Here is a 24,454-nt window from a genome sequence, read left to right as displayed (position 1 = left end):
CGGAAAGCGCGCTCTTCCTTGCTTTGTGCGAAACGCAAATCGCGGCATGTTGCGCTCACTGCAATGAACTAGGGTCGCGCGGCGCATTGTGCGATCGCGCATCGATCCCGCAATCTGCCGGGCAACAAGAGGGGCCACACCATGATCTTCAAGACAATCGCCGCCATCGCCGCTGCCGCGTCGCTCGTCGCCGCGCCTGTCGCGGCGCAGGCGCCCGCCAAGCTGGTGACCGCGCTCGTCGGCGGCAATGTCGTCGCGATCGACGGCGGCGCGCCGATCCGCGACGCCACCGTGCTGATCGAAGGAGATCGCATCGCGCAGGTCGGCCCGTCTTCATCGATCACCGTTCCTGCCGGCGCCAAGGTCGTGCCCATGCAGGGCAAGTGGCTGGTCCCCGGCCTCATGAACATGCACGTCCATTTCGGGCTCAAGCTGCCGGGCGCCGCGGGCAATGCGCTCGTCAACGAGACCGACGCGGAGCAGGCGCTGCGCATGGCGGACAATGCCCGCCGCTCGCTGCTCGCCGGCGTCACCACCGTGCGCCTCACCGCCGAAGATCACGGCAACGACTTTGCGCTGAAGCGCGCGATCGAGGCGGGCCAGACCGACGGCCCGCGGATCGAAAGCGCGGGCGAGCTGATCGTGCCGACCGGCGGTCACGGCTTCCTGGAAGCCGACGGGCCGGCGGAATTCTCCAAGGCGGCGCGCACCCAGATCAAGCGCGGCGCGAGCTGGATCAAGATCGCGATCTCGGGCGGCATTTCCGACACCCACGGCAGCATCTCCGCCGCGCCGATGACCGATGCGGAGCTGTCGACGCTGATCGAGGTCGCGCACCGAAACGGCGTCAAGGTCACCGCGCACAATGGATCGACCGAAGCGGCGAAGCAGGCACTCAAATATGGCATCGACTGTTTCGAGCACGGCTATCATCTCGATCAGGACATCTTGAAGGAGATGAAGGCGAAGGGTGTGTGGCTGGTGCCGACGATCGTCGTCAGCCAGCCCGGCGCCTATGAATTCTACAGGAAGATCGGATCGCCCGACTGGTATCTCGACCGCGTCGCATCGACCGGCAAGGATCATTGGGCGATGCTGCAGAACGCGATCCGTATGGGCGTGAACATCGCGCTCGGCACCGATCAATTCCCGTTCGAGCCGAATGGCGGCACCACCGCCACGGTCGCCGAAGCCGAGCTGTACGTGAAGGCGGGAATGACGCCGCTGCAGGCGCTGCAGGCGGCGACCATCCAGCCCGCGAAGATGCTGGGGCTCGACAAGGATGTCGGCCGCATCAAGCCCGGCCAATATGCCGACATCGTCGCCGTCGCCGCCGATCCCACCGCCGACATCGCGGCGCTGCGTGGCATCTCCTTCGTGATGAAGGGTGGCACCGTCTATCGCGACGACTCCGATCCCGCGCTCGTCGCGCAGTGATTTCAAGGAAACTGCCATGAAGCGTTTCGCAAGCGCGGCGCTCGCCGCCGCCCTCGTTGCCGCGCATCCCGCCGCGGCGCAGGTCACCGCGCTCGTCGGCGGCAATGTCGTCGATCTCGACGGCAAGGCGCCGGTGCGCGATGCGGTGGTGCTGGTCGAAGGCGGCAAGATCACCGCGATCGGCCCGGCCGCTTCGACCCCGGTTCCGGCGGGCGCGACGGTGGTGCCGATGCAGGGCAAGTGGCTCGCGCCCGGCCTCATGAACATGCACGTCCACCTGGCGCTCAACCTGCCGGGCTCGGCGCGCATCTATAACGAGAAGCCGGAAGCCAAGGCGCTCCGCATGCTGGAAAATGCGAAGAAGTCGCTGCACGCCGGCGTGACCACCATCCGCTCGACCGGCGAGGACGGCGGCATCGAATTCTCGGTGAAGTCGGCGATCGACAGCGGCCGCTTCCAGGGGCCGCGATGGCACACCGCCGGAGAGTCGATCGTGCCGACCGGCGGCCACGGCAAGCTGGAGGCGGACGGGCCCTATGCGATGGCCAAGGCGGTGCGCGAGCAGATCAAGCGCGGCGCCACGTGGATCAAGCTCGGCATCTCGGGCGGCATCTCCGACGAGCGCGGCGCGATCGCCGCCTCGCCCTTCACCGACGAGGAGATGAAGACCGCGATCGAGGTCGCGCATCGCAACGGCGTCAAGGTGACCGGCCATACCGGATCGCCGCAGGCGTCCGAATATGCGCTGGAGCAGGGCATCGACGCCTTCGAGCACGGCTATTTCTTCACGCCCGAGCTTTTGAAGAAGATGAAGGCGAAGGGCACCTGGTACATCCCGACGATCGTCGTCAGCCAGAAGGGCGCGCTGGAATTCTACCGCAAGATCGGATCGCCCGACTGGTATCTCGCGCGTCAGGCCTCGGTGGGCAAAGTGCATTGGGAAACGCTGAAGGCGGCGATCGCGGCGGGCGTGAACATCGCGCTGGGATCGGACCAGTATCCGTATGAGCCCAACGAAGGCACCAACGCCACGGTGCGCGAGGCAGAGCTTTATCAAAAAGCGGGGATGACTTCGCTGCAAGCGCTGCGCGCCGCGACGATCGAGCCGGCGCGCATGCTCGGCGTCGACAAGGAAGTGGGCGCGCTGAAGCCAGGCTATCTCGCCGATATCGTCGCGGTCGATGCTGATCCTGCCGCCGACATCCGCGCCCTGCGCACGATCAGCTTCGTGATGAAGGGCGGCGAAATCGTCCGCAACGACGCGCCGTAATAGTTTGCGCCATACGCAACGAACATCGCTTTGCAATGCCGTTGCAACAACACTGATACTGACGGACAGTGTGAACAAGACGGTGGCCGCGAGAGCCCCGCGAACCACAGAAGGGGTAAGGGGTCATGAAGCCATTCGCCATTCTTGCGTGTGCCGCGGCGCTTGCGATCGGCGGCGCAGCTCCGGCCGCGGCGGAAATGCCGGCGACCGACGCGCTGTCCAAGATGTTCATCTGGTGGAACCAGGCGTTCAAGACGCCGGGCGCCTACACCGCCGAGAATTTCTCGAAGCATTTCACGCCCGACGCGACGCTTGTGCTGGAAGGCCGCACCGTGATCGACGGTGTCGACCAGTGGGCGACGCACTTCCAGAAGATCCAGTCCGGCGGCGGCGACGTCGAGATCGTCGTGCCGTTCAAGCAGGTCTTCGAGAAGGACGGCCTCATCTACAATTATCACGTCATCCGCGCACGGCGGGACGGTAAGACGAGCTGCTCGCTCGCCGCGGGCCATGCGGTGCTGCGCGACGGCAAGATCGCTTCGATCGTGCTCGTCCGCCACACGCTGGATCCGGCGAAAGATACGCTCGATCCGCAGTGCTGGAAGGAATGATCGCGTAAAGCGCCGAGCCGGCAAACGACCGGCGCACCGGAGGGAATTTCCAAAAGATCGATGTCGGCGAGCGAAAGGCTCCCGGCAGCAAGAGGGGGTTTGACATGACGACGGCACGAGCGGTTCGGAACAAGGCGGCGCGGTTTGCGGGGCAGGCGGCAGTGGCCGCGCTCGTGGCGGGGCTCGCGGCGCCAGCGCTGGCGCAGGACGTTCCGCCCGAAGAGCCGACCGCGGCAGCCGAGCCTTCGGCGACGCCGCGGGCGCCGTCGGGCTTCGGCGACGAGATCATCGTCACCGCGCAGCGTCGTACGGAGTCGATCCAGGACGTGCCGATCGCCATAACCGCCATCGGTAGCGAGCTGCTGAAGGCGCAGAACGTCCAGAGCGTCGAGGATTATTTCGCGCTGACGCCGAACGTCAGCTTCCAGTCGAACGGTTCGCGCGATCGCCGTGATCTTTCGATCCGCGGCATCTCCAACCAGCTCAACCCGCTGTCGGACGTCCGGCAGGGCAGCTACGCCTTCTACATCGACGAGTTCAACGTCGCCGCCGGCACCAGCAACCCGCAGATCGTCGATCTCGAGCGGATCGAGGTTCTGCGCGGCCCGCAGGGTACCTATTTCGGCCGCAACTCCGTAGGCGGCGCGATCAACGTCATCACCAACAAGCCGGTGGACGAATGGGAAGGCGAGGTCGAACTAGGCTATTCGAGCTACGACACGTGGCGCGCGCAGGGCGTGCTCAACGTACCCGTCGCGCCGGGCATTCTCGCGATCCGCGCCTCGGGCCAGTACGAAGAATCCGACGGCTACATCAAGAACATCAACCCGATCGGCGGCGGCAACGACAGCCGCTATTATACCGGCCGCGTCCAGGCGCGCTTCACGCCGCTTGAGAACCTCACCTGGGACTTCACCTACAGCGCATCCGACGAGCGTGTCGGCATGCGCAACGGCGTGCCCACCGGCTATCTCACAGCGACTTGGCGAGCGGTCTATTACGGCAACCAACCGGGCGACATCGCCGATCCTGACGGCGTCGGTTTCTATCCGGAGAACCGCACGCGGGTGAACTTCAATCGCCCGCAGCGCGTCGGCAGCAAGTTCGATTATTTCAGTACCCGGGCGGTCTGGGATTTCGACGTCGCCGCGCTGACCGCGGTGTTCGGCCATCTCAACGCCGACGTGTTTAACTTCGGCGACGTCGACGGTGGCAGCAAGGACTTCTTCTACGAAGACCTGGTGCTGAACCGCAAATCGACCAGCGGCGAACTCCGTCTCCAGTCGCAGGGGGAGAATGTCATTGATTGGAGCATCGGCACCTCGGTCGGCAAGGACACCGGCAAGACCGACCAGTCGACTTTCCACGGCGCGCAAAGCCCGCTTTGCCCGGCGTCGACTGGCGGCCGCTGCGAAGGCTTGGAGGTCACCGGCCTCGATTCCGATAGCTCGACCAATTACTTCGCATTGTTCGCGCAGGGCACCTACAACATCACCGATCAGCTCTCGGCGACGCTCGGCCTGCGCTATTCATATGAGCGTACCGAGAATCTGTCGCAGACGCGGTCCAACAATGTCGTGACCGGCATCAATGACCGCGCCGCGGACTTCGAGGACATTTCGCCCAAATTCACGGTGAGCTACAAGCCGCAGCCGGGCCTGCTGTTCTTCGCCACCGCCTCGAAGGGCTTCAAGTCGGGCGGCACGCAGATCACCAACAACGTCAACCTGCCGAACTCGTTCGAGCCGGAGACGCTGTGGAATTACGAGCTCGGCACCAAATTCGATCTGCTCGACGGCCGGATGCGCGTTGACATCACCGGCTTCTACATGGACTGGAAGGACGTCCAGCAGACCGTCCGCTTCCAGTTCATCGATCCGGTCACCGGCCTGCTCCGCTCGGTCAGTGGCATCGAGAACGCCGCCTCGGCCAAGAGCTACGGCATCGAGGGCAGCTTCGATCTGCGCGTCACCGACGAACTGCGCCTCAGCGCGAACGCGGGCTACAACAAGTCCGAATTCGGCAGCTATCCCAACGCGCTGATCGACGGCATCGTCATCGACATTTCGGGCCGGACGCTGGTCAACGCGCCGCGCTGGACGCTCGGTGCGCAGGCCCAGTACACGGTGCCGGTGACCAACGATTTCGACGGCTTTGTCCGCGCCGAGTGGAACTTCCGCGACAAGATGCTGTCGACCCCGCTCGCCTACCGCTACAACGAATATCCGTTCATCTCGCCAAGCTATCACAATGTGAATCTTCGCGTTGGCGTCGAGAACGATAAGATCCGCGCGGTGGTCTATGTCGAGAATCTGTTCGACGCGAACTACTTCGCCAACACCTACGAAAAGGCCTTCTACTCGGGGGTGCAGGTGGAACCGTCCTACCGCACGATCGGCGTCAACCTCGGCTACAAGTTCTAAGCCGACGGTGGGCGTGATCCGCCGCTCGCTCGCCGCCGCAGCCTTTGCGCTGCTGGCGGCGGGTCGCGCGGAGGCGGCGCCCGTAGAAAGCCCGGTCGAGCCGGCGGCGTGCGCCGCGCTCGCTACCGCAAAGCTCGAACTTCCGCCCGAAGCGCCGGCGCACATCACCGGCGCGAACGCGTTGACGGCGGATGGCCAGCGCCCGGCGATCTGCCGCGTGCGCGGCTACGTTTCGCCCAATACCGGTTTCGAGATCGTCCTCCCCACCACCGGGTGGAACGGCAAGCTGTTCTACGCCGGCTGCACCGGATCGTGCGGCATCGCCGGCGAGAGCATCTGGGCACGCGAGTGCGATTATCCGCTGCGGCGCGGCTATGCCTGCATCATCTCCGACATGGGGCATCGCTCGGGGCCGGGCGACGGCCTTTGGGCGTGGCGCAACATCGAGGCGAAGATCGACTTCGGATATCGCGCCACGCATCGCACCGCGCAGACCGCCAAGGCGGTCGTCGCCGCGTTCTACGGCGCCCGGCCGAAGCATTCCTACTTCATGGGCTGCTCGACCGGCGGGCGGCAGGCCCTCGTCTCCGCGCAGCGCTTCCCGCACGATTTCGACGGCATCATCGCGGGCGCGCCGGTGGTGAGCGAAGCCGGTACGGTGATGAGCTTCGTCTGGACGCTCCAGCAGCTCGCGCGCGCCGACGGCAGCCCTATGTTCGACCGCGCCGCGATTGACTTGCTCCACGGCGCCGCGATCGCGAAGCTCGATGCGCGTGACGGACGCCGGGACGGCGTGATCGACGATCCCCGCCGCGGCTTCGATCCCGCATCCTTGCAATGCCGCGACGGCCAGGAAGGCGGCTGCCTCAACGCCGAGCAGGTTTCCGCCGCGCGCGCAGTCTATACCGGGCCGATCGACTCGCAGGGCCGCCCTACCTATTTCGGCGGCGGCTTTCTGCCGGGATCGGAGCAGGGCTGGCTCGCCTTTCTGCCGCTCGACGGCAAGCCGGCGGGGGCGACGCTCTCCGGCACCGACACCACACGCTACATCCAGAGCGACTTCGGCCCCGGCTGGGAGGCGAGCGCCTTCGATTTCGATCGCGATCCCGAACGCCTCCGCGAAAATGAAATGCTTTACACCGCCTCCAATCCAGACCTGCGCGCCTTCCGCGACGCGGGCGGCAAGCTGCTCATCTATCACGGCTGGGCCGACGCCCGCGTCGCGCCGCTCAACAGTGTCGATTATTATGGCGCGGTGACGCGGACGATGGGCGGCGCCAGGGCGACGCGCGATTTCGCGCGGCTGGTGATGGTGCCGGGCATGGAGCATTGCTGGGGCGGCGACGGCGCCTTCGCCATCGACTATATTGCCGCGATGGAGGCCTGGATGGAACACGGCGAGGCGCCCGATCGCCTGCGCGCCGCGCACCGTACCGGCGCTGCCGATCCCGAAGGCCCGACCTTCATCCAATCCTTTCCCGCGCCCGCCGGCAGCGAGCGGGATGTCCGCATGTTGAACGTCTGGAGTTCCGAATGATCGACCGCCGCATCTTCCTCCAGGGCGCCGCCGCGGGCGCGTTCGCCGGCGCGATCCCCGCAGGTGCGTTCGCCGCCGCCGGCGATACCGATGCGGCGCTCGCGGCGCTGCTCCAGCGGCATAGCGAAGCCTATCTCCGCCGATCGCCCGAGGAAGCGACCGGCAATGATTATGACGTCGGCGCCAATGCCGCGCTGCGCGCCAGGCTCGACGACCGCTCGCTCGCTGCGCGCGCCACCGATCGCGCGGCGATCCGTCAGGCGATCGCGGACCTCAAGGCGATCGACCGCGCCCGCCTGACGCCGCGCGGCGCGCTCGATTACGACGTCGCGGGTTTCGTCTACGAAACGCTCGACGATCTCCTCGCGCGCTACGGCTATGTCGACGGCAACCTCCGTCCCAGCCCCTATGTCGTGAGCCAGATGAACGGCGCTTATTACTGGCTGCCGGACTTCATCGGATCGCGCCACCCGATTGAGACCAAGGCGGATGCCGACGCGTGGCTCGCGCGGCTTTCAGCGCTCGCCGTCGCGATCGATCAGGAAAGCGCGCGCATCGCGCACGATGCCGGCATCGGCGTCATCCCGCCCGATTTCGTCATCGCCCGCACCCTGCCGCAGATCGAAGGTCTGCGCGACGGCCCGCCGCTGCAATCCGCGCTGATCGCGCCGGCCCTCAAGCGCATCGCGGACAAGGGGCTCGGCGATTACGGCCCGCGCGCCGCGGCGATCTTCGCCAAGGAGATTGCACCCGCGCTCGACCGGCAGGCGGCGGCGCTGAAGGCGGTGGCGCCGCGCGCGGTCGATACCGGTGGCGTGTGGCGGCTTCCCGACGGCGATGCCTATTATGCCGCCGCCGTCCGCGCCAACACCACGGCCGACATCGCGCCGGGCGAGTTGCACAAGGTCGGCCTCGCACAGTGCGAGGAGTTGATCGCCGAGATCGACACGCTGCTGAAGGCGCAGGGCCTGTCGCAGGGCAGCGTCGGTGCGCGGATCGCGGCGCTCAACAAGGATGCACGCTTTCACGTCTCCGACGACGATGCCGGCCGCGCCAAGCTGATCGCGCTCGCCGAGGCGCAGATCAAGCAGGTGGTCGAGCGGCTGCCGCGCGCCTTCGGCAATGTCGCGGTCGATCCCATCGTCGTCCGCCGCATCCCGCCCGCGATTGAATCCGGCGCGCCTGGCGCTTTCTATTCGGATGGCGGCCCGGGTCAGCCCGGCGTCTATTCGCTCAACCTCAAGAACCCCGGCGAGCATGCGACGTGGCGGCTGCCGACGCTCACCCACCATGAGGCGGTGCCTGGCCACCATTTCCAGTACAGCGTTCTCGCCCACGCGCCGGCGCTGCCGTTGTTCCGCAAGATCGTCCGCTTCTCCGCCTATACCGAAGGCTGGGCGCTCTACGCGCAACAGGTCGCGGACGAGCTCGGCATTTTCGAAAGCGATCCGTTCGGCCGCATCGGCCATCTCCAGTCGCAGTTGTTCCGCGCCGCGCGGATCGTCGTCGATACCGGCATGCACCACGAACGGTGGAGCAAGGACAAGGCGGTGCAGTGGATGGTCGACAATGCGGGCGAGCAGCCGCTGGCGACCGAGCGCGAAGTGACGCGCTACGCCGTCTATCCGGGGCAGGCGTGCAGCTTCAAAGTAGGCGCCAACCGCATCGTTGCCGCACGAGAGGCGGCGCGCAAAACGAAAGGCGCCGCCTTCGACGTCCGCGCGTTCCACGATCTGGTCCTCGAATCCGGTCCCGTGCCGCTGGCCGTACTGGAACGCGCCGTGGCGGATTGGGCGAAGGGCTGAGCGGCGCTGCTGGCGGAGACGGAGGGATTCGAACCCTCGGTAGGAGTAATCCCCCTACGGCGGTTTAGCAAACCGCTGGTTTCAGCCACTCACCCACGTCTCCGAAGCGCCGAAGCGCGGGCTATAGCGGCGGCTTCGCTTGGGGGTCAACGGTCGTTTGCGGCGCGGCGATCCGCCGCACGCCGGACTCGTTTCGGCGCGCCATCGACTCGCCCTGCCGCCCGTTCATTGCCGGGAAAGCCGCGCGCGCGTTAACCTTGCCCCCTGTCTCGGGGGATTTGTGCCATGATTACCGCCTCGCTCCGCTCGCTGCTTGCCGCGGCCGCGCTGTCGCTCGCCGTCGCCGGGCCGGCGCCGGCGCAGATCAACCAGATCGATCCCAACAGCGCCGGCGATTATCGCGCCCCGGCCGATGCGGCGCCGCCGCCGACCAACACCTACCAGTCGGACGCTTACGATCCCTATCAGAGCGCGCCGCCGGCCCAGGAGTATACGCCGGTCGATCAGGGCGGCAGCTACGCCGCGCCCGCCCAGCGCGCGGCCGATCCGCCGCTCACCGCGCCCAGCGACACGCTGCCGCGCGAGGACGTGTTCAGCGCCGCAGAGGGCGTGTTCGGCAAAGGCGCCGAGGGCCTCGCCGGCCTGCTCGAGAATATCCTCAAGGATCAGGGCGAGCCGGTCGCCTATATCGCGGGCCAGGAAGCGGGTGGCGCGTTCGTCGTCGGCGTGCGCTATGGATCGGGAACGATGCGGCATCGCATCGAGGGCGACCGGCCCGTCTACTGGACCGGCCCGTCGATCGGCTTCGATGCGGGCGCGGACGCGAACAAGGTGTTCGTCCTCGTCTACAATCTCAACGACACGCAGAAGCTTTACCGCCGCTATCCGGCGGCTGAAGGGCGCGCCTATGCGGTCGGCGGTTTCGCCGCGACCTATCTCCGCCGCGGCGACGTGGTGCTGATCCCCGTGCGGCTCGGCGTCGGCCTCCGCCTCGGCGTCAACGCCGGCTATATGAAGTTCACCGAGAAGACGAACTGGATACCGTTCTAAACGGCTGACCGGTTTCCGGGGCTGGGGGTTTGCGGCGCGGCTGTGTATAGGCCGCGGCACGCCATCCCCAAAGCTTCAGGAAGCCTCCATGAACGAGATGCCCAAGATCGCCACCCAGCCCGCTTATTCCGATGCGGTGCAGGCCTTCCTCAAGCGCGCGCCGAAGCTGTTCATCGACGGCGAATGGGTCGAATCCTCGCACGGCAAGCGCATCCCGGTGTTCGATCCGTCGACCGGCAAGGAGATTGTCGCGATCGTCGACGCGTCGGACGCGGATGTCGATCGCGCCGTCGCCGCGGCGCGCCGCGCCTTCGACGATGGCCGCTGGTCCGGATTGCCGCCATATCAGCGCCAGCGCCTGGTCGAGAAGCTCGCCGACCTGCTAGAAGCGAACATTCCCGAGATCGCCGAGATCGAGTCGATCGACAACGGCAAGCCGCGCAGCGCCAGCCAGGGTTACGATCTTCCCAAATGCGTCGCTGCGCTGCGCTACATGGCGGGCTGGGCGACCAAGCTGACGGGCGAGCATATCGAGCCATCGGGCATGCCGACCGGCAGCATCCACGCCTATGTCCGACGTGAGCCGATCGGCGTCGCCGCGCAGATCGTGCCGTGGAACTTCCCGCTGATGATGGCGGTGCAGAAGATCGCGCCGGCGCTGTCGGCGGGCTGCACGGTGGTGCTGAAGCCCGCCGAGCAGACATCGCTTTCGGCGCTGCGCTTCGCGGATCTGGTGGCGGAAGCGGGCATTCCCGCGGGCGTGCTCAACATCGTCACCGGCGACGGCGAGACTGCGGGCGACCGGCTCGTTCGCCATCCCGACGTCGACAAGGTGGCGTTCACCGGATCGACCGAGGTCGGCAAGATCATCAACCGCGCCGCGACCGACACGCTGAAGCGCGTCACGCTGGAGCTCGGCGGCAAATCGCCGGTGATCGTGCTTCCGGACGTCGACATCGAGAAGACGGCGGCGGGCGCCGCGCGCTCGATCTTCGCCAATGCGGGGCAGGTGTGCATTGCCGGATCGCGGCTGTTCGCGCACCGCGACGTATTCGACAAATTGCTGGAGGTGGTCGCCGACAATGCCGGCAAGTGGAAGGTCGGCCCCAGCCTCGCCCCCGATACGATGATGGGCCCGCTGGTCTCGACCGAGCAGCATGAGCGGGTGCTCGGATATATCGATCAGGGTCGCAAGGCGGGCGCGACGGTGCTCGCCGGCGGCGACACGCCGGGCGGCGACGGCTGGTTCGTCAATCCGACCATCCTTGTCGACGTGAACCCCGACATGAGCGTGGTGCGCGAGGAGATCTTCGGGCCGGTGCTGACCGCGCAGCGCTTCGACGATCTCGACGCGGTCGCCAAGGCCGCGAACGACACCAATTACGGCCTCGCCGCCAGCGTGTGGACGCGCGACGTGTCGGCGATGCACAAGCTTGCCGCAAAGGTCAAAGCCGGCATGGTCTGGGGCAATTGCCCCTCGGCGGCGGACACGTCGCTGCCCTTCGGCGGGTTCAAGCAATCGGGCTTTGGACGCGAGAGCGGGCGCTACGGCATCGAAGCCTATACCGAGCTCAAAACGGTCGCGATCGCGCTGTAATCGGGCCCCGGCGAAAGCCGGGGTCCAGTCTCCCTGTTATGCGGAACACTGGACCCCGGCGTGCGCCGGGAACATGTTCAGCCCAGAAGCGAGGGCAGCAGGGCGCCGGCGAGGCCACCGCCGCCCAACCCGCCGAGCCCGCCCAGCGCGCTGCCGCCCGTCGCGTAGGGATCGGAACCGGCAAGCAGCGTCTCGGAGGTGCCGAAGCCGCCGCCCAGCGCGCTCGCGACGATCGGCAGCAGGCTTTCCGTGCTGCCGAGACCGCCGCTGCCGCCGAGCAGCCCGCCGCCGAGAAGACCGCCTAGGCCGCCCTGGTCGTAACCGGCGTCTTCGTAGCCGCCGCCCATCGCGTCGTAGCCGGCATAGTCGCCGTAAGTCGGATAGCCCTGATCGGCATAGGCATAGCCGCCATAGGGATTGTCATAGGCGTAGCCGGCGTCCTGATAGCCATAGCCGTCGGTATCGCCGGTCAGCCCCGTCAGGCCGCCGAGGCTGTCGCCAAGCCCGATCTGGCTAAGCAATACGGGGAGGAGTCCGCTGAACAGGCCGAGCGAACCGCTGCCGAGCAGCCCGCCTCCGCTGTCATAACCGTAATCTTCATAGCCATAAGCGTCGTAGCCATAGCTCGGTGCATAGCTGGCATAGCCATATTGTGGCGTGTAGCCATAAACCGAGGCGTAGCCATATGACGGGGCCGCGACATAAGCAGGCGTAAGCGCATAGGCGGGGGCGAAATTGTATTGCGGGCCGATCGCGCGCGGGCCGCGCTGCGCGAAGGCCCGCTGCCAGCGCGCCTCACGCTTCTCCGCCGCACGCGCGAAGGCGCGATCCGCCTTGCGCATATCGCGCAGCCGGTGCTGTTCGCGCTTGGCGAACGCGCGATAGGCGCGGCGATCGTCGTTCCAGACGGCGCGGGCGGGAACGGCGCGCGCCCGGTCGAAGTCGCGCCGTCCGTGGGCGCGCCGATCCTCAGTGCGGGCCATGCGCCGCATCTCGCGCCGCGGCTCGGCACGATGCTGCTTCGCGAAACGATTGTGCTGGCGCGCCTCGGCCTTGGCGCGACGATCGGGGCCGCGCTGCGCCTTGCGGGCGTTGCCGCGATCGGCGCGTGTGAAAGCCATGCGATCGGCGCGCGGCTGCTGTCTTGCCTGCTTGGGCCGTTCCTGACGCCGCTCGGCCCGTACGAAATCGCGCCGCGCGGGTCCACGATCGGGGCGGGCCTCGCGACGCTCGGCGCGCCGTTCACCGCCGCGGCCACTGCGTTCGGCGCGAGCAGCATTGCCGCCGCCACGCGCCGCGCGCATCTCGCGCTGGCCTCCGCCACGCCGTTCACCGCCGCCGCGCGCCTCGTGGCGCTCGGCCCGGGCGTCCTTGCCGCCGCCGCGACCGTGCTTGGGTTCGGCCAGCGCCGGGGTGATCGCCGTCGCAGCCATAAGCATCGTGATCAGGATCTTACGCATCACTCGTCCTTTCGGTCGAAACGACCAATCTAGATCAAGGCCGTGAGTTCCCCCTGAACCGGCCGTTCATGGCGCGGCAAGGCGTCAGCGGCGCTCGCAGCGGCTGTAATCGGGCGCGCGGTCCTCGCGGCGAGCGCGGCGATCTTCCTTGCCGACGCACTCTTCATATTTGCGGATCTGGCGGCCGCGTTTCTCGTCGGCTTCCGATTGGCTGGTGGTCAGCATGTCGACCCCGCCCGACACCGCCTTCACCGGCAGCGTCACGATATCGACGGCGGTTCGCGCGACGCAGCCCGGCAAAGCAAGTGCCGAAATACAAAGCACAAAGTTACGCACGGGCCGTCTCCATAGCTGTCCGCCACGATAGTCCGCCATCACGATTACCACCAGTGCGGCTGATCCATTTGATTCGCTCGCTTCGGCGTGCGGTGCTATATTTCGTCTCTCACCGAGTCCCGGGGGGATCTGCGATGGATAAGACCGACCGCGATTATTATCTGAGCCGGATCGCCCAGGAGGAGATTGCGGCGCAGCGCGCCACCGATCCTCGCGCCGCCAGCAGCCACAAGCATCTGGCCGAGGAATATGCGAGCCTGATCGTCGCCTCGGGCCAGCAGGAAGCCGCCGAGAGCGACGCCTGACCACAACTCACATCGGCAGATAGGTATCGCTGAATGCGCCGGCGGCGCGGAGCGCGGCGAGATCCGGCACTTGCAGCGTGCGGCTGTGGATTTCGATCAGCCTGTCGCGACGGAGCGCGCGCAGCGTCCGGTTGACGTGGACCGGAGTCAGTCCCGTGGCGTCGGCGAGATCGACTTGGGTGAGCGGAAAATCCACGCTTCCGCCGCGTACGATCTTGCCCGATGCGCGCACGAAGGTTTCGCAGAGCAGGTGCGCGATGCGCTCGTAGGCGGAGCGCTGGCCGAGGTTGAGCAGCCATTCGCGCTGCATCCGCGCCTCGGCGAACACCGCGTGGCGCAGCATTCGCCTCAGCGGCCTGCGGCTATCGACCAACATGTCGATGTCGTCGCGCCCGATCTGGGCGACCTGTACCGGGGTTATGCTTGCGATACTGTGATCCGCCTCGCTGTCGTTGCCCCACCCCATGTAGGCGATGTCGCCGGGCAGCAGAAAGGAAAGGATCTGCCGGCGTCCGTCGTGCAACGCCTTGTAGCGGCAGGCCCAGCCTTCGATGATGATCGCGAAGCCGCGCGGGGGATCGCCCTCGCGGATCATGTCGCGGCGCGGGCCGACATCCCGCACCGTGCGGGCAGCGACCTGTTCCAGCGCAGCGATGTCGGCTTCGTCCAGCAACCGGGCGAAGTCAGGCTTCAGCACTCGTCGAACCCCCTGAGAACACGGCCGCGGGATCGCCACGGACCGCATCGTCTTAGGCAAGCCGGACCGAGCGGGAGACAAACTATGTTATGCACCGGCTCCGGCGCGCAATTTTCACGTTCGCGACAAAGCGCTTGCGCGCGGTGCGCTTAGCCGGAATCCTTGGCGGGCCGTGCCGGACAGTCCCGCGGCGAGGGCAGGGGGGCGCATGTTCGAAGCCGGCATCAGCATCAACGACCTCCTTCCGTTCATCGCCATCGGCTTCGCCGCGCAGCTTATCGATGGCGCGCTCGGCATGGCGTTCGGCGTCATCTCCTCCACCTTGCTGATCAGCATGGGCGTGCCGCCCGCGGCGGCTTCGGCCGGGGTTCATACGGTGGAGACGTTCACCACCGCGGCGTCGGGGATCAGCCATCTGGCGCATCGCAACATCGACGGGCGGCTGTTCGCGCGGCTCGTGATCCCCGGCATGATCGGCGGCGTGTGCGGCGCCTATCTGCTGACCCAGATCCACGCCGACACCGCACGGCCGCTGGTGCTCGCCTATCTCTCGGCGATCGGTTTCTATCTGCTGTGGCGCGGCATCCGCCATGCCCACAAGCCGCGCCAGCCCAAAGTGATCGCCCCGCTCGGCCTCATCGGCGGATTTCTCGATGCGGCGGGTGGCGGCGGCTGGGGCCCGGTCGTCACCAGCAATCTGCTCGTCCAGGGCGCCGATCCCAGGAAGACGATCGGCACAGTCAACGCCGCCGAATTCTTCCTCACCGTCACCATCTCCGCCACCTTTCTCGCCGCGCTGGGGCTGGAGGCGTTCACCATCGCGACTGGCGGCCTGCTGATCGGTGGCCTCGTCGCCGCGCCGTTCGGCGCCGTGATCGCCCGCCGCGTGCCCGCCCGCGGGCTCATCCTCATGGTCGGCGTCGTGCTGACGCTGACCAGCCTCTACGGCATCTATCGGGCGCTCGCCTGATCTTCCCGAAAGGACCGCTCCATGCTCCGCCTCGCCGTTTCCGCCTTCGCGCTCGCCGTTGCCGCCTGCAATCCAGCGCCCAAGACCGAAGCACCGGAGGCCGGGAAGGGCTGGACGCCGGCCCCGGTCAAGGGCGCGACCGAGCCGACCGCGGTCGTGGCCGCGGCGCCCGCCGATGCGTGGCGCGACGTGGCGCCGGAAAATCTGCTGCTGATGGAGCTGGGCGACGGATCGAAGGTCGCGATCGAGCTCGCGCCCGAATTCGCGCCGGTGCATGTCGCCAATATCCGCGCGCTCGCCAAGGCGGGCTGGTGGGACGGCGCCTCCATCTACCGCGTGCAGGACAATTATGTCGTGCAATGGGGGGTCAACGCCGGCGACAGGCCTTTGCCCGCCGGCGTCGTCAAGGCGCCGCCGGCGGAATATGTCCGTTCGCTCGACGGCCTCGCGATCCGCCCGCTCGGCTATCCCGACAGCTATGCCAGCGCCGCGGGTCATGCGCTCGGCTGGCCGGTCGCGTACGATCCCGCGGCCAAGACCGCCTGGCTTGCGCATTGCTACGGCATGGTGGGCGCGGGGCGCGATCTTTCGCCCGACACTGGCACCGGCGGAGAGCTATACGCGGTGATCGGTCACGCGCCGCGCCATCTCGATCGCAACATCGCGACGGTCGGCCGCGTGCTGGAGGGAATCGAGACGATGACGGCTCGCAAGCGCGGCACCGAGGCGCTCGGAATGATCAAGGAGGCGCGCGATCATATCCCGATCAAGAGCGCCGCGATCGCGGCCGACCTTCCGGACGCTGCGCGGCCGCGTTTCCAGGTGATGCGCACCGACAGCGATGCTTTCTCGCTCTATGTGAAGGGCCGCGCCAACCGCGGCGGCGAATTCTTCGACGTGCCGGCAGGCGGCATCGACCTTTGCAACGTCAACGTGCCCACCCGCCGCGCGCAATAAGCAAGGCGCCGGCCCTCGCCCGATGCGAGAAGGACCGGCGCCGCGCGGCGGCGGCCCATTCCCCGCCGCCGAAGGCTAGACCTGCGGAAGGATCAGGCGGCGAAGGCCTGCTCGACCTGCGGCATCATCGGCCGGCGCACGGTACGGACGATCTGGCCGCCCGCAACCAGCGGCGCGGTCTCCAACGGCAGCGCAGTCTGGCAGAAGGCGCATTCCGCCATCACCCGGCCGATATACCAGTGCGTATGGCCGCAGCCAGGGCAATGGTTCACCTGATGCTCGCGATAGACAATGTGATACCCACGCTGCGCTGCCTGAGGGATGATGCATCCGCCGCGCGCTTCTACGATGCTGGTCGCCATACTTCGGCTCCTTGTTCAGTTGCGGGTGTAACGAGTTGGGAGTCGATTGGGTTGCATCGGCCTGTCGCAGCGGATCGCTCCGCATCTTCCGCGCGACGATTTTCGCGTGTCGCCTTTCGCGACTCCGCCGCTCTTGCTAAGGCGCGCGTAACAGGGGGCCGGGCGGCGCTGCCCGGCTGAAAGTTCCACTTTCAGACGAGGGATTTATGACCGCCACCGGACAGGACAGCCTGAACACCCGCTCCACGCTCCAGGTCGGCGGCAAGAGCTACGCTTATTATTCGCTCGAAAAGGCGGCGTCGGCGCTCGGCGACGTCTCGCGCCTGCCCTTCTCGATGAAGGTGCTGCTCGAGAATCTGCTGCGCTTCGAGGACGGCACCACCGTCACCCGCGCCGACGTGCAGGCGATCGTCGATTGGCAGCGCGAGAAGACCTCCACCGCCGAAATCCAGTATCGTCCCGCGCGCGTACTGATGCAGGATTTCACCGGCGTTCCCGCGGTCGTCGATCTTGCCGCGATGCGCGATGCGATGAAGGCGCTCGGCGGCAATCCGGAGAAGATCAACCCGCAGGTGCCGGTCCATCTCGTCATCGATCACAGCGTGATGGTCGACGAGTTCGGTACGCCCAAGGCGTTCGAAAAGAATGTCGCACTGGAATATGAGCGCAACATCGAGCGCTACGAGTTCCTGAAATGGGGATCGGGCGCGTTCGACAATTTCAAGGTGGTGCCGCCGGGCACCGGCATCTGCCATCAGGTGAACCTCGAGCATATCGCGCGCTCCGTCTGGTCGTCGAAGGACGCCTCCGGGCAGGAGGTTGCCTACCCTGACACGCTCGTCGGCACCGACAGCCATACGACGATGGTCAATGGCCTCGGCGTGCTCGGCTGGGGCGTCGGTGGCATCGAGGCTGAGGCCGCGATGCTCGGCCAGCCGGTGTCGATGCTGATCCCGGAAGTGGTCGGCTTCCACCTCTCGGGCGCGCTCAAGGAAGGCATCACCGCGACGGATCTGGTGCTCACGGTCACCCAGATGCTCCGCAAGCGCGGCGTCGTCGGGCGGTTTGTGGAATTTTACGGCCCCGGCGTGTCGGCGCTGTCGATCGCCGATCGCGCGACCATCGCCAACATGGCGCCCGAATATGGCGCGACCTGCGGCTTCTTCGGGATCGACGACAAGACGCTCGACTATCTGCGCCTCACCAGCCGCCCGGCCGAAGAGATCGCGCTGGTCGAAGCCTATGCCAAGACGCAGGGCTTCTGGCTTGATCCGAACGCGGCGGAGCCGGTGTTCACCGATACGCTCCAGCTCGACATGGGCACGGTCGAGCCGTCGCTCGCCGGCCCCAAGCGCCCGCAGGACAAGGTGCTGCTCGCCGATCTCCATAAGGAATTCGCCGACGCGCTGGGCGGTGAATATGGCGGCAAGGACGGTTCGGAGCGTTTTCAGGTCGCGGGTGAGGCGCATGACCTTGGCCACGGTGACGTGGTGATCGCGGCGATCACCTCATGCACCAACACCTCCAACCCGTCGGTGCTGGTCGCCGCCGGCCTCGTCGCCCGCAAGGCGCGTGAAAAGGGGCTCGACAGCAAGCCCTGGGTCAAGACCAGCCTCGCGCCGGGCAGCCAGGTCGTCACCGACTATCTCGAGAAGGCGGGGCTGCAGGACGATCTCGACGCGATCGGCTTCGATCTCGTCGGCTACGGCTGCACCACCTGCATCGGCAATTCCGGCCCGCTGCCGGCGCCGATCTCGAAGACGATCAACGACCATGATCTGGTCGCCGCGTCGGTCCTCTCGGGCAACCGCAATTTCGAGGGCCGCGTCTCGCCGGACGTGCGCGCCAACTATCTCGCCTCGCCGCCGCTGGTCGTCGCTTATGCGCTGAAGGGCGACGTGCGCGGATCGATGGTCCACGACCCGATCGGCCGGGATCGCGCCGGAGAGCCGGTGTACCTCAAGGACATCTGGCCGACCAACGACGAGGTGCGGACGCTGATCGACGCGCACGTCAACGCCGACATGTTCGCGACGCGCTATGCCGACGTCTACAAGGGTGACGATCAATGGCGCGGCATCGCGGTGACCGGTGGCGAGACCTACGCCTGGTCCGCGGGTTCGACCTACATCCAGAACCCGCCCTATTTCGAGGGTATGTCGATGACGCCCAAGCCGCTCACCGACATCGAGGCGGCGCGGCCGCTCGCCATTTTTGGCGACAGCATCACCACCGATCACATCAGCCCGGCGGGCTCGATCAAGGCGGACAGCCCGGCCGGCACCTATCTCACCGGCCATCAGGTGGCCCGCGCCGACTTCAACTCCTACGGCGCCCGCCGCGGCAATCACGAAGTGATGATGCGCGGCACCTTCGCCAACATCCGCATCAAGAATGCGATGACGCCGGGGATCGAGGGCGGCGTCACCCGTCACGTTCCATCGAACGAAGTCATGCCGATCTATGATGCGGCGATGAAATATCGCGACGAGGGCACCGCGCTCGTCGTCCTCGCGGGCAAGGAATATGGCACCGGCTCCAGCCGTGACTGGGCAGCAAAGGGCACCAACCTGCTCGGCGTCCGCGCGGTGATCGCCGAAAGCTTCGAGCGCATCCACCGCTCCAACCTCGTCGGCATGGGCGTGCTGCCGTTGCAGTTCCTGCCCGGCGAGAACCGCGAGACGCTGGGCCTCACCGGCGATGAGCGCTTCACCATCACCGGCGTCGCGAACCTGTCGCCGCGGCAGGAGATCGAAGTGAAGGTCGAGCGCGCCGACGGCAGCAAGACCAGCTTCGCGGCCCGCGTTCGCATCGATACCGCCAACGAGCTGGAATATTTCCGGCACGGCGGCATCCTGCACTATGTGCTGAGGAATCTGGCTGCTTGACCGCGATCGCGGTCGCCGTCGAAGCCATCGGCTGGGTGGCGGCGCTGATGATATTGGGCGCCTACTGGCTGCTCACCACCGGCCGCGTCGATGCGCGTTCGCCATTGTATCAGTGGTTGAACGTTCTGGGTGCGGCCGGCTTCATTTTGAACAGCGGCTATAACGGCGCTTATCCGTCGGCGGTGCTCAACGTCGTGTGGGCCGGGATCGGTATCTACGCGCTGTGGGCGATCGCACGGAGCCGGAGGGCGCCGCCCGCGGTCTGATCGCGCGGCGCTACCCCTTCTTTTGTCATTCCCGCGAAAGCGGGAACCCAGCAACGGCGGTGACCGATGAAACTGGGTCCCCGCTTTCGCGGGGACGAGAATGTTCGCGTCAGCGCGCTTCGGGGCGGCGCTGGGGACGGTTGCCGTGGTGGCGCGGTCCGCGCTGCCCGTTGCCGCCTTCACGACGCGGGCCGCCCTCGCGGCGCGGGCCGCGATGATCGGCCGGGCCTTCGCGGCGCGGACGCTGCTCGCCATGCGGCCCCTCGCGACGCGCACCTGCCGGCTGGGCGTGGTAGCGCTGCGCCGGGCGTGGATGGCGGGCCGGGGTGCGGCCTTCCTCGTTGCGCTCCGGACGGGCGGCGCCGAGCGGATCGAAGCCGGCACCGTCGCGGCGCGGCATATGCGCATCGCGTGGGCTTCCACCACGATGATCCGGGCGGCGTGGACCGCGATCGGGACGGCGCGCACCTTCGTTGCGATCGCCATAGCCGCGATATTCACCGCGCCCGCCGCGATCGCCATGCCCGCGATGACGCGGCATCTCGTCGCGCTCGGGGCGGACGGCGACACGGCTGTTCTTGACCTTCTCCGCTTCGATCATGAAGCCGGCCGGCAGCGGCACGACCTCGACCTTCTGGCGGATGAGCTTCTCGATATCGCGAAGATAAGACCGCTCGTCATCGGCGCAGAAGCTGACCGCGATGCCCTCGGCGCCAGCGCGCGCGGTGCGGCCGATGCGGTGGACATATTGCTCGGGCACGTTCGGCAGCTCGAAATTGAAGACGTGGCTGACGCCCGAGACGTCGATGCCGCGCGCCGCGATGTCGGTCGCGACGAGGATCGGCACCTGGCCCGAACGGAAGGCGGCGAGCGCCTTCTCACGCGCCGGCTGGCTCTTGTTACCGTGGATCGCATTCGCCTGGATGCCGTTGCCGGCGAGCAGCCGCACAACGCGGTCGGCACCATGCTTGGTGCGGGTGAAGACGAGCGCGCGGTCGATCGCGGGATCGCGGAGCTGGATGGTAAGCAGCGCCTGCTTCTCCGCCTGGTTGACGAAGGTCACCTGCTGCGACACGCGCTCGGCGGTCGAGGCGGCGGGCTTCACCGAAACCTCGGCGGGATTAGTGAGGAAGGCGTCGGCCAGCTCGCGGATCGACTTCGGCATGGTAGCCGAGAAGAAGAGGCTCTGCCGCTTCTTCGGCAGCAGCCGGACGATACGCTTCAGCGTGTGGATGAAGCCCAGGTCCAGCATCTGGTCCGCCTCGTCGAGCACGAAGATATCGAGCCCGTCGAGCCGCACGATGCGCTGATCGATGAGGTCCATGAGACGGCCGGGGGTGGCGACGAGGATGTCGACGCCGGGCTGCATGGCGCGGCGGTTGCGGCCGATCGGGGTGCCGCCGAACACGCAGGCGACCGAAAGCCGTGCGAAGCGGGCATAGGCCCGCGCGCTGTCGGCGATCTGGCTGGCGAGCTCGCGCGTGGGCGCGAGCACCAGCATCCGGCACGAGCCGGGCATGGGCGGGCGGTTGGCGGCGACCAGGCGGTCGATCGACGGCAGCATGAACGCCGCCGTCTTGCCGGTGCCGGTCTGCGCGATGCCCAGCAGATCGCGGCCATCCAGCAGGGTCGGGATCGCCTGGCTCTGGATCGGGGTCGGGGCGCCGTAATTCTTCTGCTCGAGCGCCTTGAGAACGGGCTCAGAAAGCCCGAGTGACTGAAACGTCATTATGTCTGTAACTCACAAATAAGGCCATGGCCCGGACACGCAGATGCGGCCGGGTGGCGGGGTGATAGCGCCCCGCGTGATATGGGAAGCCTTGGATAAATCCTGACGAGGCGGAGCCGGGGCCGGTTGCGGCCCGATCACGCTGCATGGCGCCTCGATGCGGGCCATGTGCGTGTTGCGGCGCAAAAAGTCAAGGCAAAGCGCGATCCGCAGCCGTCTCGTCGCGCACCTGCTTGAACTCGGAACCGTCCTTCCAGCCCGGCCAGCGGTTCGAATTTGCGAGCTCGACCGCAAGCTGGCGGACGAGATCGATGTCCTCGATCGCGCCAGCCAGGTTCCAGCCCTCGTCCCAGCGATCGCCGGGGGTGTGATAGCGTTTGGCGGTATAGTCGGCGACCCACGCCTCGCCGGCTGCGCGCCCGCCTTCAATCAGGTCCGCGCCGCCACCGAGACCCATCATCAGCAGCACCGGCACGCCGCGCTTGGCGAGCGGGAAGTGGTCGGCGCGGTAGAAGAGACCGCGCTCGGGCGCGCTGTCGGGCGTGATCGTGCGCCCTTGGCCCTTGGCCAGCCGGGCGAGATCGTCCTCCAGGCTGTTCTGCCCCTTGCCGATCAGGATCACATCGCGCGCACGGCCCGCGGTCTGCAGCACGTCGACGGTCAGGTTCGCGACTGTCTTGGCGTGCGGATAGAGCGGGTTGAGCGCATAATATTCGGAACCGAGCAGGCCGCGTTCCTCGGCCGTCCAGGCGGCGAAGACCACCGTCCGGTCCGGCGCCGGCCCCGCCTTGAAGGCGCGCGCGATCTCGAACATCGCGGCGAGGCCGACGCCGTCGTCGTTGGCGCCGGCGCGGACGGTGCGGCCCTCGGCATCGGGCGCGCCGATGCCATAGGCGTCCCAATGCGCACCGATCATCACCGTCTCGTCGGGCCGTGCCTTGCCGGGGATCTTGGCGATCACGTTCTGGCTCGGCACCACGTCCTGCTCCACCGGGAAGGCGGCGCTGAACGTCGCGCCTTTCAGCGGCGCGGCGGTGAAGGCGGCGGTGCGCGCGCGGACACGCTCCTTGGCGAGATCGAGCCCGGCGCGGCGGAACAGGTCCGCGGCGGCCTCGCCGCTGATCCAGCCCTGGAGCTGGAGGCTCGTCACGTCCTCCGGCTTGCGCGCGATGTCGTAATTCTCGGCGCCCGGCGCGATGACGGTGGACCAGCCGTAGCCCGCGCCCGGCGTGTCGTGGACGATCAGCGCGCCGACCGCGCCGCGCCGCGCCGCCTCCTCGAACTTGTAGGTCCAGCGGCCGTAATAGGTCATAGTCCGCCCGCCGAACGTGCCCGCGACCGGCTCGCCCTTCTTCGCCTCGAAATCGGGATCGTTGACGAGGAAGACGGCAACCTTGCCCTTGAGATCGATGTTGCCGAAATCGTCCCACTTCCGCTCCGGCGCGTTCACGCCATAGCCGACGAACACCATTTCGGCCTTGTCGATCGCGACGCGGTTCGCGGGCTGGAGCGTCGAGACGTACACGTCCTTGGCGAAGGTCCACGGCGTCTGCTGACCGCCGACACCGACGCCGAGCGTCTCGGGCTTGCCGAGCTTGGTGTGGAGCAGGTTCACCTGCTGCGTCCAGCCGCCGTCCTCGCCGCCCGGCTCGAGACCCAGCGCCTCGAACTGGCCGATCAGATAGCCGACGGTGATCGTTTCGCCCGGGGTGCCCGGCGCGCGGCCCTGGAACAGATCGGAGCCGAGGATCTTCACCGCCTGCTCGATCCGCTTGGCGTCGATCGGGTTGGCGGCGGCGGGGGCCGTCAGGGTGAGGGCGAGTGCGGCAAGGCCAAGAAAACGCATGACGGCTCCGTGGATGGGATGCGGGCACCTTGCGCTTCCAAGAGCGCGAAGGGCAACCCCGCTACCCACCGTTTGTCATTCCCGCGAAAGCGGGAACCCAGAGAGGCGGGGCGTTGCAAGTTGCAACAAGAAGGCTGGGTTCCCGCTTTCGCGGGAATGACAGGTGAGTTAGTTCTGCTCGGTCGCCGCAAGCGCCGCCGCTAGCCACTCGGGGATGATCGCGGCCCCAAGATCGTCCACGCGGTGGTGCTCGACGGCAAGGCCGAGATCGGGATAGCGAACGCGCAGCCGCTTCTCGTCCGCCTGATCCAGCGGGGTCACGACGAGGCGGCGATTGATCTTCTGCCGCCAGTTCATCCGCGCGGTATTCTCCTGGCCGACGTAGCAGCCCTTGGCGAAGCTGACGCCGTTCAGCTCGGCGGCATTGCATTCGAGCCAGAGCGTCTGGTCCTGCCCCAGCTCGGCCACGCCTTCGGTGACGCCGAGCGACAGCCGGTGCGCCCGCCAGCCCGTCGCGGCCTCGCCCGGCGCCGCGATCCAGCGCCGGCCGAGCGCGGCGAGGCGCGGGTCAGGGGTTCCCTGATTGCCTTCCAGCGCCCAATGCACCGCCAGCCCCTCCTCCCGCGCGATCGTGATCGGGCGGCGCAGGCGATAGAGCGTCAGCCGGCGGGCGAGCGCATCGGCCTGATCGGCCTCGCAATCCACCAGTACGTCGTCGCCGTCCGCCCACAGCAGAAAGTCGAACAGCGCCTTGCCCTGCGCGCCGAGCAGCCCCGCCCACAATGGCGCATCGGACGCGAGCGCATTCAGATCGTTGGTGACGAGCCCCTGGAGGAAGCCGCGGACGTCCTCTCCATTGATCCGGAGAAGCGCGCGATCGGTGAGGGTGGTGGCAGCCATGCGAAACA

General features: G+C 67.2%; 21 protein-coding genes and 1 tRNA gene. 14 read left to right on the top strand and 8 right to left on the bottom strand.

Translation table 11 applies throughout. The annotated features are described in order from the left end of the window. Positions 1–141 precede the first annotated feature (141 nt). From B9N75_RS04400 to B9N75_RS04375, 6 genes are all read left to right on the top strand, one after another. Entirely contained in the window at positions 142–1,437 is a 1,296-nt protein-coding gene (locus B9N75_RS04400; RefSeq protein WP_085217695.1) for an amidohydrolase family protein, read from the top strand. Between the two features lie 16 nt (positions 1,438–1,453). Then, positions 1,454–2,707: an amidohydrolase family protein gene (locus tag B9N75_RS04395; RefSeq protein WP_085217694.1), complete on the top strand. Its 1,254-nt coding sequence runs from the start codon at positions 1,454–1,456 to the stop codon at positions 2,705–2,707. 125 nt (positions 2,708–2,832) lie between these two features. Beyond that, complete coding sequence (locus B9N75_RS04390; RefSeq protein WP_085217693.1) at positions 2,833–3,318, top strand: hypothetical protein; 486 nt, start codon at positions 2,833–2,835, stop codon at positions 3,316–3,318. 104 nt (positions 3,319–3,422) lie between these two features. Continuing rightward, entirely contained in the window at positions 3,423–5,741 is a 2,319-nt protein-coding gene (locus tag B9N75_RS04385) for a TonB-dependent receptor (RefSeq protein ID WP_085217692.1), read from the top strand. A gap of 7 nt (positions 5,742–5,748) precedes the next feature. Continuing rightward, positions 5,749–7,278 carry a tannase/feruloyl esterase family alpha/beta hydrolase gene (locus tag B9N75_RS04380; protein WP_210189348.1) on the top strand — a complete coding sequence of 510 codons (1,530 nt, stop codon included), beginning with the start codon at positions 5,749–5,751 and terminating at the stop codon, positions 7,276–7,278. Next, positions 7,275–9,083, top strand: a complete 1,809-nt coding sequence (locus B9N75_RS04375) for a DUF885 domain-containing protein (RefSeq protein WP_085217690.1) — start codon at positions 7,275–7,277, stop codon at positions 9,081–9,083. Before B9N75_RS04380 ends, B9N75_RS04375 begins: the two co-directional genes overlap by 4 nt. 10 nt (positions 9,084–9,093) lie before the next feature. Here the strand turns inward: B9N75_RS04375 and B9N75_RS04370 are convergent. Then, a tRNA-Ser gene (locus B9N75_RS04370) sits at positions 9,094–9,186 on the bottom strand. A 182-nt stretch (positions 9,187–9,368) separates the two neighbouring features. On the opposite strand from B9N75_RS04370, the gene B9N75_RS04365 reads away from it, so the two are divergent. Further along, positions 9,369–10,133 (top strand): DUF1134 domain-containing protein, encoded by a 765-nt coding sequence (locus B9N75_RS04365; protein WP_085217689.1) that lies wholly within the window; start codon positions 9,369–9,371, stop codon positions 10,131–10,133. Positions 10,134–10,221: 88 nt separating this feature from the next. Then, positions 10,222–11,730, top strand: a complete 1,509-nt coding sequence (locus tag B9N75_RS04360) for an aldehyde dehydrogenase family protein (protein WP_157123692.1) — start codon at positions 10,222–10,224, stop codon at positions 11,728–11,730. A gap of 77 nt (positions 11,731–11,807) precedes the next feature. On the opposite strand, the gene B9N75_RS04355 is transcribed toward B9N75_RS04360, so the two are convergent. Continuing rightward, positions 11,808–12,713 carry a hypothetical protein gene (locus B9N75_RS04355; RefSeq protein WP_157123691.1) on the bottom strand — a complete coding sequence of 302 codons (906 nt, stop codon included), beginning with the start codon at positions 12,711–12,713 and terminating at the stop codon, positions 11,808–11,810. Between B9N75_RS04355 and B9N75_RS04350 the strand changes: the two genes are divergently transcribed. Continuing rightward, positions 12,684–13,223 (top strand): hypothetical protein, encoded by a 540-nt coding sequence (locus B9N75_RS04350; protein WP_157123690.1) that lies wholly within the window; start codon positions 12,684–12,686, stop codon positions 13,221–13,223. The two genes, B9N75_RS04355 and B9N75_RS04350, sit on opposite strands and share 30 nt — an antisense overlap. A gap of 51 nt (positions 13,224–13,274) precedes the next feature. Here the strand turns inward: B9N75_RS04350 and B9N75_RS04345 are convergent, their stop codons facing one another. Then, entirely contained in the window at positions 13,275–13,526 is a 252-nt protein-coding gene (locus B9N75_RS04345) for a hypothetical protein (RefSeq protein WP_085217686.1), read from the bottom strand. Between the two features lie 134 nt (positions 13,527–13,660). On the opposite strand from B9N75_RS04345, the gene B9N75_RS13910 reads away from it, so the two are divergent. Continuing rightward, the gene (locus tag B9N75_RS13910) at positions 13,661–13,831 is read left to right on the top strand and encodes a hypothetical protein (protein WP_157123689.1); all 171 of its coding nucleotides are present in this window, start codon (positions 13,661–13,663) and stop codon (positions 13,829–13,831) included. A 7-nt stretch (positions 13,832–13,838) separates the two neighbouring features. On the opposite strand, the gene B9N75_RS04340 is transcribed toward B9N75_RS13910, so the two are convergent. Next, entirely contained in the window at positions 13,839–14,528 is a 690-nt protein-coding gene (locus B9N75_RS04340) for a Crp/Fnr family transcriptional regulator (protein ID WP_172840807.1), read from the bottom strand. 208 nt (positions 14,529–14,736) lie between these two features. Here B9N75_RS04340 and B9N75_RS04335 point away from each other — a divergent pair, with 208 nt between their 5' ends. Beyond that, positions 14,737–15,498 (top strand): sulfite exporter TauE/SafE family protein, encoded by a 762-nt coding sequence (locus B9N75_RS04335; RefSeq protein WP_085217684.1) that lies wholly within the window; start codon positions 14,737–14,739, stop codon positions 15,496–15,498. Between the two features lie 21 nt (positions 15,499–15,519). Beyond that, positions 15,520–16,455, top strand: a complete 936-nt coding sequence (locus tag B9N75_RS04330; RefSeq protein ID WP_085217683.1) for a peptidylprolyl isomerase — start codon at positions 15,520–15,522, stop codon at positions 16,453–16,455. A 92-nt stretch (positions 16,456–16,547) separates the two neighbouring features. Here B9N75_RS04330 and B9N75_RS04325 read toward each other — a convergent pair whose 3' ends face one another. Then, complete coding sequence (locus tag B9N75_RS04325) at positions 16,548–16,817, bottom strand: hypothetical protein (RefSeq protein WP_197685132.1); 270 nt, start codon at positions 16,815–16,817, stop codon at positions 16,548–16,550. A gap of 206 nt (positions 16,818–17,023) precedes the next feature. Between B9N75_RS04325 and acnA the strand changes: the two genes are divergently transcribed. Next, on the top strand, positions 17,024–19,705 hold the full coding sequence (gene acnA, locus B9N75_RS04320; protein ID WP_085217682.1) for an aconitate hydratase AcnA: 2,682 nt from the start codon (positions 17,024–17,026) through the stop codon (positions 19,703–19,705). Further along, entirely contained in the window at positions 19,702–19,971 is a 270-nt protein-coding gene (locus tag B9N75_RS04315; RefSeq protein WP_342039341.1) for a CBU_0592 family membrane protein, read from the top strand. Before acnA ends, B9N75_RS04315 begins: the two co-directional genes overlap by 4 nt. 109 nt (positions 19,972–20,080) lie before the next feature. Here B9N75_RS04315 and B9N75_RS04310 read toward each other — a convergent pair whose 3' ends face one another. The 3 genes from B9N75_RS04310 to ygfZ form a co-directional block, all read right to left on the bottom strand. Continuing rightward, positions 20,081–21,700: a DEAD/DEAH box helicase gene (locus tag B9N75_RS04310; protein ID WP_085217681.1), complete on the bottom strand. Its 1,620-nt coding sequence runs from the start codon at positions 21,698–21,700 to the stop codon at positions 20,081–20,083. A 190-nt stretch (positions 21,701–21,890) separates the two neighbouring features. Further along, the gene (locus B9N75_RS04305; RefSeq protein WP_085217680.1) at positions 21,891–23,546 is read right to left on the bottom strand and encodes a M28 family metallopeptidase; all 1,656 of its coding nucleotides are present in this window, start codon (positions 23,544–23,546) and stop codon (positions 21,891–21,893) included. A gap of 168 nt (positions 23,547–23,714) precedes the next feature. After that, positions 23,715–24,446, bottom strand: coding sequence for a CAF17-like 4Fe-4S cluster assembly/insertion protein YgfZ (ygfZ, locus tag B9N75_RS04300; RefSeq protein WP_085217679.1), 732 nt, complete (start codon positions 24,444–24,446; stop codon positions 23,715–23,717). Positions 24,447–24,454 lie beyond the last annotated feature (8 nt).

Origin of the sequence: Allosphingosinicella indica, from assembly GCF_900177405.1 — a bacterium.
GTDB lineage: Bacteria > Pseudomonadota > Alphaproteobacteria > Sphingomonadales > Sphingomonadaceae > Allosphingosinicella > Allosphingosinicella indica.
Note: the sequence above shows the minus strand (reverse complement) of the source record. Positions and strands in the feature narration are given on the sequence as shown.

Coding starts and splice junctions, on each gene's coding strand:
- B9N75_RS04400 (WP_085217695.1), top strand. CDS start 142: ATGATCTTCAAGACAATCGCCGCCATCGCCGCTGCCGCGTCGCTCGTC.
- B9N75_RS04395 (WP_085217694.1), top strand. CDS start 1,454: ATGAAGCGTTTCGCAAGCGCGGCGCTCGCCGCCGCCCTCGTTGCCGCG.
- B9N75_RS04390 (WP_085217693.1), top strand. CDS start 2,833: ATGAAGCCATTCGCCATTCTTGCGTGTGCCGCGGCGCTTGCGATCGGC.
- B9N75_RS04385 (WP_085217692.1), top strand. CDS start 3,423: ATGACGACGGCACGAGCGGTTCGGAACAAGGCGGCGCGGTTTGCGGGG.
- B9N75_RS04375 (WP_085217690.1), top strand. CDS start 7,275: ATGATCGACCGCCGCATCTTCCTCCAGGGCGCCGCCGCGGGCGCGTTC.
- B9N75_RS04365 (WP_085217689.1), top strand. CDS start 9,369: ATGATTACCGCCTCGCTCCGCTCGCTGCTTGCCGCGGCCGCGCTGTCG.
- B9N75_RS04360 (WP_157123692.1), top strand. CDS start 10,222: ATGAACGAGATGCCCAAGATCGCCACCCAGCCCGCTTATTCCGATGCG.
- B9N75_RS04355 (WP_157123691.1), bottom strand. CDS start 12,713: ATGGCCCGCACTGAGGATCGGCGCGCCCACGGACGGCGCGACTTCGAC.
- B9N75_RS13910 (WP_157123689.1), top strand. CDS start 13,661: ATGGATAAGACCGACCGCGATTATTATCTGAGCCGGATCGCCCAGGAG.
- B9N75_RS04335 (WP_085217684.1), top strand. CDS start 14,737: ATGTTCGAAGCCGGCATCAGCATCAACGACCTCCTTCCGTTCATCGCC.
- B9N75_RS04330 (WP_085217683.1), top strand. CDS start 15,520: ATGCTCCGCCTCGCCGTTTCCGCCTTCGCGCTCGCCGTTGCCGCCTGC.
- B9N75_RS04325 (WP_197685132.1), bottom strand. CDS start 16,817: ATGGCGACCAGCATCGTAGAAGCGCGCGGCGGATGCATCATCCCTCAG.
- acnA (WP_085217682.1), top strand. CDS start 17,024: ATGACCGCCACCGGACAGGACAGCCTGAACACCCGCTCCACGCTCCAG.
- B9N75_RS04310 (WP_085217681.1), bottom strand. CDS start 21,700: ATGACGTTTCAGTCACTCGGGCTTTCTGAGCCCGTTCTCAAGGCGCTC.
- B9N75_RS04305 (WP_085217680.1), bottom strand. CDS start 23,546: ATGCGTTTTCTTGGCCTTGCCGCACTCGCCCTCACCCTGACGGCCCCC.
- ygfZ (WP_085217679.1), bottom strand. CDS start 24,446: ATGGCTGCCACCACCCTCACCGATCGCGCGCTTCTCCGGATCAATGGA.